7 protein-coding genes are annotated in these 10,399 nt (G+C 25.6%); all 7 read left to right on the plus strand.

Annotated features, from left to right (window positions below; genetic code table 11):
- Positions 1 to 64: 64 nt before the first annotated feature.
- The 7 genes from ACPKM0_RS10905 (at position 65) to ACPKM0_RS10935 (ending at position 10,057) form a co-directional block, all read left to right on the plus strand.
- Positions 65 to 1,087, plus strand: coding sequence for a BMP family ABC transporter substrate-binding protein (locus ACPKM0_RS10905; RefSeq protein WP_472475894.1), 1,023 nt, complete (start codon positions 65 to 67; stop codon positions 1,085 to 1,087).
- Positions 1,084 to 2,580: an ABC transporter ATP-binding protein gene (locus ACPKM0_RS10910; RefSeq protein WP_472475896.1), complete on the plus strand. Its 1,497-nt coding sequence runs from the start codon at positions 1,084 to 1,086 to the stop codon at positions 2,578 to 2,580. The genes ACPKM0_RS10905 and ACPKM0_RS10910 overlap by 4 nt, the downstream gene beginning before the upstream one ends.
- Positions 2,577 to 3,584 carry an ABC transporter permease gene (locus ACPKM0_RS10915; protein WP_472475898.1) on the plus strand — a complete coding sequence of 336 codons (1,008 nt, stop codon included), beginning with the start codon at positions 2,577 to 2,579 and terminating at the stop codon, positions 3,582 to 3,584. Before ACPKM0_RS10910 ends, ACPKM0_RS10915 begins: the two co-directional genes overlap by 4 nt.
- On the plus strand, positions 3,568 to 4,431 hold the full coding sequence (locus ACPKM0_RS10920; RefSeq protein ID WP_472475899.1) for an ABC transporter permease: 864 nt from the start codon (positions 3,568 to 3,570) through the stop codon (positions 4,429 to 4,431). Before ACPKM0_RS10915 ends, ACPKM0_RS10920 begins: the two co-directional genes overlap by 17 nt.
- Entirely contained in the window at positions 4,431 to 5,858 is a 1,428-nt protein-coding gene (locus ACPKM0_RS10925; RefSeq protein WP_472475901.1) for an FGGY-family carbohydrate kinase, read from the plus strand. Before ACPKM0_RS10920 ends, ACPKM0_RS10925 begins: the two co-directional genes overlap by 1 nt.
- Positions 5,859 to 5,928: 70 nt before the next feature.
- Positions 5,929 to 7,818: an EAL domain-containing protein gene (locus tag ACPKM0_RS10930; RefSeq protein ID WP_472475903.1), complete on the plus strand. Its 1,890-nt coding sequence runs from the start codon at positions 5,929 to 5,931 to the stop codon at positions 7,816 to 7,818.
- A 94-nt stretch (positions 7,819 to 7,912) separates the two neighbouring features.
- On the plus strand, positions 7,913 to 10,057 hold the full coding sequence (locus ACPKM0_RS10935) for a sodium-translocating pyrophosphatase (protein WP_472475908.1): 2,145 nt from the start codon (positions 7,913 to 7,915) through the stop codon (positions 10,055 to 10,057).
- Positions 10,058 to 10,399: the final 342 nt, after the last annotated feature.

Here is a 10,399-nt window from a genome sequence, read left to right on the forward strand (position 1 = left end):
ATTTTTTAAAACTTGTACTTGTAAGTTTTTTTTACAATAAATATTTTCATTTATGGAGGATGTAATGAAAAAACTTACAACACTATTACTTTTATTATTAATATTATCACCTATTTATGCTGGTGGTTCAAAAGAAACTCAAGAGGTGAATGACAACCTATCAATTTTGGTATTTATCAGTGGAAATTTAGCGGGAAGTGCACCTTACCAAAAGCTAAATAATGGAGCATTAGAATTTGCAAAAAAACACGATAATGTAAAAATAAAAACATACGAAGCAGGTTATAATCAAGCTGAATGGGAATCACAATTAACAAGTTTAGTTGCAACAAACCAATATGATATTGTTTTAACAACAAACCCTTCTCTTCCTGAAATATGTAATAACATATCACAAAAATTTCCTAATCAAAAATTCTTAATCACTGATGCTTATTTTGAAGGTAATTCAAATATAGCTACATATGAATTTAATCAATATGAACAATCCTTTATATTAGGCAGATTAGCTGCAATGATAGCTAGAAGCGATATGGATGGTATTAGAAATACAAATAAATTAGGATTTGTATTATCTCAAGTATACCCATTAATAACAGAACAAATATTACCTGGATATCTTGATGGTGCACATAGTATTGATGAAGCTTTTGAATTAGATACTAGAGTAATTGGAAACTGGTATGATGCAGATAAAGCTAATGAATTAACTAATGCTATAATAAATAATGATAGTGATGTAATTGCTACTATTAGTGGTAGCGCTTCAACAGGTGTTATAAATAGTGCTAAAGAAAATGGAGCTTATATTGTATTCCATAACGATAATATATATTCACAATCTCCTAAAGTTGTTTTAGGATGTGGTGCTATGAAACAAGATGATTTAGCTTTCAAAATTCTAGAAGATGCATATAATGATAATATAAATTGGGGAAGTGCTGAAATTTTATCAATAGAAAGTGGATTTATTGATTTTTACAGTGAAGATCCTTTATTTATTGAAAATTTACCATCTAATATAAGAGATGAATTTATTACTTGGTTAGACAAAGTTAGAAAAGGTGAAATATCAATTTCAAAATGAGCAACAATTTAGAAGTAAAGAATATATCTAAATTTTATCCAAGTGTTGGTATTCATGCACTAAATAATATTTCTACATCATTCAAAAGTGGAGAAATAACAGCAATTGCTGGAGAAAATGGAGCAGGAAAATCAACACTTGTAAAAATTCTTTTCGGGATAACAAAACCTGATAAAGGATCAATAATTTTAGATAATAAAACAATAAACATAAATAATTCTCAAGATGCGATAAACCATAAATTAGGTATGGTTTTTCAGCATTTTAAATTGGTTGAAGAATTAACAGTTGCTCAAAATATAGCTTTAGGTAATGAAGATAAAAAGAATTTCTTCTTCACAAACCAGAAACAAATAAACAAAAGAGTCCAACATTTAATTGATAAATATGATTTTAATATCAATTCTAACTCGTTAGTTAAAGAATTAACAACAGGTGAAAAACAAATTGTTGAAATATTAAAAATGCTATATAAAAAATCTGAGATTTTAATTTTTGATGAACCTACTGCCGTTTTAAGTGAAACAGAAGCTAAACGATTATTTAAAACAATTAAACAGTTAAAAAGTGATAATAAATGTATTATTATAATTACACATAAAATAAAAGAAATATTAAAAATAAGTGATAAAGTAATTGTTCTTAGACAAGGTAATTTAATAGGAGAATATTTAACAACTTCATTAAACCAAAATTTACTAACTAAATATATAATTGGTCATGAGACAAAGAAAGAGGATTTAATTATTCATCAAAAAACAAAAGGTGAAAAAGTTCTTGAATTTAAAAATATAGTATTAAAAAAACATTTCCAAAACAAACCCTTATTAAACGATATAAGTTTTTCATTACACAAGGGAGAGATATTAGGATTTTGTGCTGTAAGTGGAAACGGTAAAGGTGTTCTTGAAGCAGTTCTTGGAGGAATGATGAAAATATCTTCAGGAAAAATATATTATCATGGTAGTGATATTTCTCATTATAGTGCTCCAGATTTAAGAAAAATGGGATTGGCTTTTGTCCCCTCTGATAGGAATCATTATGGTTCAGCAAGTAAAGCATCATTAAGTGAAAACATGATAATCAATAAAAGAGATAAGTTAAAAGAAAAATCAAAAATCACAAAAAACTTTATATCTAAATACAATATAACAGCTTTAGCTCATCAAAAGATGGGGACACTTAGTGGAGGAAACAAACAAAAAGCCATTATTGCTAGAGAAATAGATAATATGAATGATTATATAGTATTTTCTAATCCAACTTGGGGACTAGATTTTAATTCAACATCCTTTATACATTCAAAAATAATAGAACTAAAAAAACAAAATAAAGCTATAATATTATTATCATCAGATTTAGATGAAATAATAAAATTATCAGATACAATAAATGTTATTTTTGAAGGAAGTATTCGAAAAACTTTTTTAAACGACACCTCAATAAATAAAAAACAAATAGGACATTACATGTTAGGAAAAGATAAAAAATGAGAAGAGCTAAAGGCATTATATCAATACTATTAATTAGTAGTATATCATTAATTCTTATTATATTTATGATGAGTAAAGATCCATTATATTCCCTTTATCAAATATTTTTAGGGCCATTAAGTTCTTCATATTTTTTTGGAAACACAATTTCACACTGTGCACCCTTAATAATTGGTTCAGTCGGTATAGCTGTAGCATATAGAACTAATTTAATTAATTTAGGTGGAGATGGGCAAATGTATATGGGTGCTTTGGTTGCTAATATAATTGCAATTAATTTTGTATCTATTGGCAAGTTAAGCATATTTGTAGGATTAATCGCAGCGAGCATAATCGGTGCTTTGATTGCATTTATAAGTGCTTATTTAAAAGTTAAATTTGATACATCAGAACTAATTTCATCATATTTAATATCTATTGCACTCACATATTTTACTTCTTATTTAATTACTGGCCCATTTCAAGATCCAAATTCTAATTTACAATCAACAAGAAAAGTAACATACATGTTAAATAAAATATTACCTCCATCTATATTATCTACATCTATAATATATGCCATCATAATAGCCTTAATCTTTTATTTAATATTTAATTACACGAAATTTGGATATGAGACTAAAATAATAGGATATAACAAAGAATTTGCTAGATATGGAGGAATTTCTCTTTCCAAAAACTATTTACTAAGCTTTAGTATTAGTGGTGCTTTACTATCTTTTTCAGGAGCTCTTTATATATTTAGTAATTATGAAAGTGTATTTAAAGGTTTTTCATCAGGATTAGGTTTCAGTGCACTTACAATTTGTCTGATTTCATTTAGTAAACCATTACTAATTATACCAATAGCTTTCTTTATTACCCTAATTAACCAGGGTTCAATAATTGCGATGCAAAATAGTGATATAAGTAGTGATGTCGCATTATTATTTCAAGCGATAATATTTTTACTTATTTCAAGTAAATTATTATTAGGAGAGAAAAAAAATGATAACAATAATTAATACGACATTAAATCTCTTTACACCATTATTTTTAATTTCTATTGGTGGTTTAATTACATCTGTTTCAGGAACTATTAACATAGCATTAGAAGGATTGATATTGATTAGTGCACTATTTGCAGTAATTGGAGCAAACCTTACTAATTCATTATTTTTAGGAGTATTATTCGGTATAATTGCTTCTATATCCTTAGCTACAATAATAAGTCTAACTAATTCTTATTTAAAGACAAATCCTTTTATCACAGCTTTAGCAAGTAATATGTTAGCAACAGCACTTACTTTAATTATTACATATTCTTTTTTTAATTCAAAAGGATTATTACGATTAAATATAGAAACTTTACAATTTATCAATTTCCCAATTGTTGGAAAAATAAATCCATTTTTACCTATATCATTTCTTCTATATATTGTGGTTTATCTTATTATTGAAAAAATGCCTTTTGGTATAAAATTAAAAGCTTGTGGATATAATCCAAGTGTTTTAGATGCATATGGTATATCAAAGAATAAAATTGATACAATTGCATTATTAGCTTCTAGCTTTTTTGCAGCGCTTGCTGGTAGCTCTTTATCATTAAGACAGGGCGTCTTTATTTCACAAATGAGTGCAAATAAAGGTTGGTTTGCATTAGTTATTATATTTTTATGTAATTCAAATATTAAGTATTTAATTCCTGCTACACTAATTTTTGCATTAAGTGAAGCTTTATCAAATTATGTTCAAGGTATTAATAATATTCCATCTGATATAGCATTAATGATTCCAAGTGTATTTACATTAATTGTTATGATTACAATAAGTTATTATAATAAACAAAAACAACGTATTGAGGAAAAGTAATGATATTAACAATAGATTATGGAACCACAAACTTAAAAGCAGCACTGATAAATAAAGAAGGAGACTTCTTTAATTACTATAGTGAACAAGTTCCGCTTATTTCAAAAAATGAAATACAAGAAGTTAATAGTTCCATATATCTTAATTTTTTAATTAATTATTTAAAAAAAATTGACCGAAAACTAATAGAAGCCATTATCATTTCAAGTAACGGTCCTAGTGTATTATCATTATATTCAGATATCAAAATTACAAATAATAAAATAATATCAAATCAATCAAACACACGATTATGGATGGATAAACGTGGGAAAAAATATTCAAAAATTGTTTCTAAATATTATAATACATATATAGATGGTAGTTTCTTTCTTCCTTCTATTTTATCAATAAAAGAGGAAGATTTTGCCACTTATGATGGTTCAAAATATTTTTTTACTATTGATGGTTTTATAAATTACTTTTTAACAAAGAAAGCTTATACAGTAAATAATGCAAATTTATTAAAAAAATATTATTGGAATGATAATAGTTTAAAACATTTTGATTTAGATGAAACAAAATTCCCACCTTTTATCGATTGTGGAAATATTATCGGTAATATAGATTCATCTATTTCTAAATTTCTTGATTTAAATGAAAATATCCAAGTCATAGCAGGGGGATCTGATTTTTATTACTCATTAATAGGATCTAATATTACTAAAGAAAATATAATAGCAGATATAAATGGTACAAGTGAAGGCGTTAATCTTTGTGTAAAAAATTATATCGATGACAATAGATTTTTATGCTATGAACATCCATTACAAGGATATTATAATTTATCTGGTGTAATTACAAATGCAGGAATAGCTATTAATTGGATTAGAAATATATTAGGTATTGAAGATTTAGATTTTGATACAATTTATAGCCTTGCAGAAAAATCTACCAAAAATAATATTATATTTTTACCTTATTTAAATGGTGAAAGAGCACCTATCTGGGATACAAATGCAACAGCTTCATTTTTTAACCTTACTAATAATTCAAAAAGAGAAGATATTGCAAGAGCTGTTATTGAAGGTACTATTTTTTCTTTTAAATCAGTTATTGAAGAATTTAAGAATTTAGGGTGTTCAATCGAAGAAATACATACAACAACAAATAAAGAAAAAAATAATTTTTACTATCAACTAAAAAGTGATATTCTTGGAAAGAAAATTATTGTATATAAAACAAAGTCTGTAGAATTATTAGGATTAGCTACTATGGCTTATAAAAATATTTATAAATCAAACAATATTAATGAAGCATTTAATGATATGAAAATCAATGCAACAACTTACATACCTAATAATTTTGAAAATGATTATTACGATGAAAAATATAATTTATTCAAAAATATATATATTTCTACAAAAACATTTATGAAAAAAATATAATTAATAATATACTTATAAACATAAATAGATTAAAATGATATTAAATTTAATTTATTAATGGAGGCTGTAAATGATATTTAATTATGCTTTTAATGCTACAGCATTCGTTTTTATATTAATTTTAACTGTATACTATAATGTATCACCAATATTTCCTAATAGAGCAAATAAGTTATTTTCAGCTATATTAATTGAAGGTACAATTTCAGTCTTTCTAGATGTATTATCTTTTATTTGCATAAATAATAAAGTAAATATTCAATTAAATTATATAATAAATTTTGCTTTATTTATTACCCAATGGATGATTCCATATTTATTATTTAAATATGTAATGGTATTAACAAAGCAAGAATTCAAAACAAGCTACTTTGTAAAAGTATTTCCACTAATTTTACTTATTATTAATTATTCTATTTTACTATCAAGTCCTATAACACATTATGTTTTTTATTTTACAGAAGATCTTACTTATATGAGAGGAACATTGTTTAATGTTTCAATTATTATTGAAAGTAGCATCTTACTTTGGGGTGTAGGATATACCATAATAAAAAGAAAGCATTTATCAATTAGTCAATTTTTAATTATACCAAGTTTTATTACTTTAAATATTACTTCAATAATACTCCAAATATTATATCCTCACATATCAATAATTAGTGCATCTGTTTGTGTATCAATCTATCTAATGTACTTTACACTATTAAAACCAACAGCCTATATTGATACATTAACTAATTTATATAATAGAGTTGCATTAAACGAATATATATATACAATCAATGCAAAAAAACAATCATTTAGTTTCATAGTAGTAGATATTGTTGAAACATCAAAAATAAATAGTTTAGTTTCAGAAGATTATGGTAATGAAGTAATCAAATATATAGCAACAGAATTATCACTTATAACTAATAATTGTTTAGTTTTTAGATTAGAAGGTGATAAGTTTGTTTTAATTTTTACTAATGAAAAAGATAAATTACACAATTTAGAAATTATTAAAGAGCACTTTCCTCTTCTTGTTGAAAATATAGAATTAACATTAACTATCAAAATACACTTGGCTTATTCAGAAAAATTATATGAAAATCTAGATATTTCAGATATCATTGAATTAATTAATTTCATTAGTAATAAATCCAAACAACAAAGTGCACCTCAAAAACTTAACTCTCAAAATATTGAAGAATATAGATATAATAAAGCTAGAAACAATGCTATTTCAGATGCAATATTAAATGAAAATATAGAAATTAGATTTCAACCTATATATGATGCTAAAAGAAAAGAATGTACTTCAGCTGAAATTCTATCTAGAATATATACAAAAGAGTTTGGGTACATTAACCCAGAAATATTTATTAGGTATGCAGAAAATAAAGGAATTATTAGTTTATTAACTTTAGCAATGATAAAAAAAGTTTGTATTTTTCTATCCACCAATGAAATACCTAAATGCTTAAAAAACATATCAATTAACTTATCAGTTATGGATTGTTTAGATTCAACAATACAAAAAAAAATCTTAAGTATATTAAATCAATATAATATAGACAAAAAACTTATTACTTTTGAAATAACAGAATCTACAGCAAGTTTAGCTCCTCAACTAGAAAATACAATGATTGAACTAGCAAAAGAAGGTATCACTTTTTCAATGGATGATTTTGGAACAGGTTATGCGAATCTTGATTCAGTTTTACGATTACCTTTTTCTAAAGCTAAATTCGATAAAACCTTATTAAACCTAGCATTACAAAATGAAAAATATAAAGTACTTTTATCTTCATTAGTTAGCATGATAAAGAATTTAAACCTTGAAATCATAGTAGAAGGTGTAGAAACTAAATCTCAAGTAAAATACTTATCTAATTTAGAAGTAGATTATTTTCAAGGATTCTATTTTAGTAAACCTTTGACAGATAAAGAATTTATCGACTTTATCAAAAAATAAAACAAAAGAGAGTAATATACTTATAATAAATTTCCATCGATTTGACTTTTTATATTAATCAATTAAAATATTAATATAGAAAGAAGGCAAATCTATGATTTTTATATTATCTATTTCAATTATTTTAGCAATTATTTTAGCTATTTTTAATTATTATTCTGTAAAACATCAATCAATTGGTACTAGAAAAATGATTGAAATTTCTTCTTATATTCATGAAGGTGCAAAAACTTTTTTATATCAAGAATTTAAAGTCATTATTATAGTTGTATCGATTATTTTTATAATTTTAAGTTTTATTGTTTCAATTAGTGCAGCATTTTGTTTTTTATTAGGAGCTTTTTTAAGTTCAACTGCAGCTTGGGTAGGTATGAAAACAGCTACGATAACTAATGTACGAGTTGCTAATAAAGCAAGAACTTCAAAAAATAAGGGACAAACTTTAAAAATTGCTTTTGAAGGTGGTTCTGTTATGGGTTTAAGCGTAGCAGCCTTTGCTTTATTAGGATTATTTATTGTTTATATTGTATTTGGCAAAATATATAATCAACTTGCTGTTGATAATCTTACATTTCATACAAACTTTATTGGAATCAGTGATATTCCTTTTACAATGAGTGTAAGCTCTTATGCTTTAGGCTGTTCTATCATCGCAATGTTTAATCGTGTCGGTGGGGGTATATATACTAAAGCTGCAGATATGGGAGCCGATTTAGTTGGTAAAGCTGAATATAAAATTCCTGAAGATGATGCTAGAAATCCTGCTACTATTGCAGATAATGTTGGTGATAACGTTGGTGATGTAGCAGGACTTGGTTCAGACTTACTAGAAAGTTATGTAGGATCAATAATTAGTGCTATAGTACTTGCCATATATACTGCATATTCAAATAATAACACTAGTTTAGAAATATCTTATAACAACTTAATTCATTTAATTTTATATCCTTTAATTTTTTGCTCTTTAGGATTATTATCATCTACCCTTTCTATTTTTATATTTTCTAGAAAAAAGAATTATAAAAATCCTCATAAAGAATTAAATTTTGTAACATATTTTAGTGCTACCTTAACAATTATATCAACATTTTTAATATCAAAGCTATATTTTAACTCAAGCTTTATAAATTTTCAGTATGGAGCTTTATCTACTTGGGCTGCTGCTATTCTCGGAATAATCAGTGGAATTACAATAGGACTATTTGCTGAATATTTTACAAGTTATAATTTTAAACCTACATTAAAAGTTTCAAATTCTGCAAATGAAGGTAGTGCAATTGTAATAACTGAAGGGCTAGCGAATGGAATGAAAAGCACTTTTTTCCCTATATTAATTATAAGCTTTTGTATAATATTAGCGTATAAATTTGCCAATCTTTATGGAGTAGGAATGGCAGCAATCGGAATGTTAAGTTTTGTTGCAGTTACTGTTAGTGTTGATACATATGGTCCTATTGCCGACAATGCTGGTGGTATTTCACAAATGTGTGAACTAGATAAAGAAGTTAGAGACATTACTGATGAATTAGATGCAGTTGGAAATACAACAGCAGCAATAGGAAAAGGTTTTGCTATCGGATCTGCTTCTTTAGCTGCACTTTCATTATTTGCTTCATATTTGTATGCACAAATGGGAGAGTCGAGCACAACAGAAAATCTTATAATAAATATGATTGATACTTTTGTATTATCAGGAGCTATTGTAGGTGCTTCTCTACCATATCTATTCTCAGGAATTTTAATTGAATCTGTTGGAAAAACTGCTAAAAAAATGGTTGATGAAGTAAGAAGGCAATTTAATAATAACCCTTTAATTTTAGAAGGAAAAGATACTCCAAATTATAAAAAATGTATTTCAATTTCCACAAAAGGAGCTCTTCATGAAATGAAAAAGCCAGCACTTATATCAGTCTTAGCTCCACTTTTCTCAGGATTTATATTTGGGCCTAAATTTGTAGGAGGCTTATTAATTGGGACAACTCTTTCAGCAATAATGCTAGCAATCTTTACTGCAAACTCAGGTGGATCTTGGGATAATGCTAAAAAATATATTGAAAAAGGACACCATGGAGGAAAATCAAGCAAAGCTCATGAAGCTTCAATTATTGGGGACACTGTTGGAGATCCACTAAAAGATACAGTTGGACCATCATTAGATATTTTGATAAAAATAATGAGTGTTATTTCTGTAATTACTGTATCGATTTTTTCTAAATATAATTTAATAAATTTATTATAATAATACATAAATCTCATCTTTTTATACATAATCACAAATTTTAGAATATTTTAAAATATATAATTCAATTTTTTTTATACTATTAACACAAATTGATTTACAAGAACTTTTATAAATTCAAATAAAATTACATCTGTAGAGTTAACACATAAAAGTAAAAATTAATACCTTCCATCTTCTAAAAACTAACGTTCTAAAAATATTTAATCATTTATCTCATCATCTAAAGCAAATCTACAATCTTGTTTAAATGGACAACTTATGCAATCTTTACCAGGACATTCTCTAAAATCAATATTTGATTCTAATTGCCTAATATGCCAATTAATTGAATCAATTTTA

Origin of the sequence: Pleomorphochaeta sp. (assembly GCF_050031695.1) — a bacterium.
GTDB lineage: Bacteria > Spirochaetota > Spirochaetia > Sphaerochaetales > Sphaerochaetaceae > Pleomorphochaeta.

Coding starts and splice junctions, on each gene's coding strand:
- ACPKM0_RS10920 (WP_472475899.1), top strand. CDS start 3,568: ATGATAACAATAATTAATACGACATTAAATCTCTTTACACCATTATTT.
- ACPKM0_RS10930 (WP_472475903.1), top strand. CDS start 5,929: ATGATATTTAATTATGCTTTTAATGCTACAGCATTCGTTTTTATATTA.
- ACPKM0_RS10910 (WP_472475896.1), top strand. CDS start 1,084: ATGAGCAACAATTTAGAAGTAAAGAATATATCTAAATTTTATCCAAGT.
- ACPKM0_RS10905 (WP_472475894.1), top strand. CDS start 65: ATGAAAAAACTTACAACACTATTACTTTTATTATTAATATTATCACCT.
- ACPKM0_RS10915 (WP_472475898.1), top strand. CDS start 2,577: ATGAGAAGAGCTAAAGGCATTATATCAATACTATTAATTAGTAGTATA.
- ACPKM0_RS10925 (WP_472475901.1), top strand. CDS start 4,431: ATGATATTAACAATAGATTATGGAACCACAAACTTAAAAGCAGCACTG.
- ACPKM0_RS10935 (WP_472475908.1), top strand. CDS start 7,913: ATGATTTTTATATTATCTATTTCAATTATTTTAGCAATTATTTTAGCT.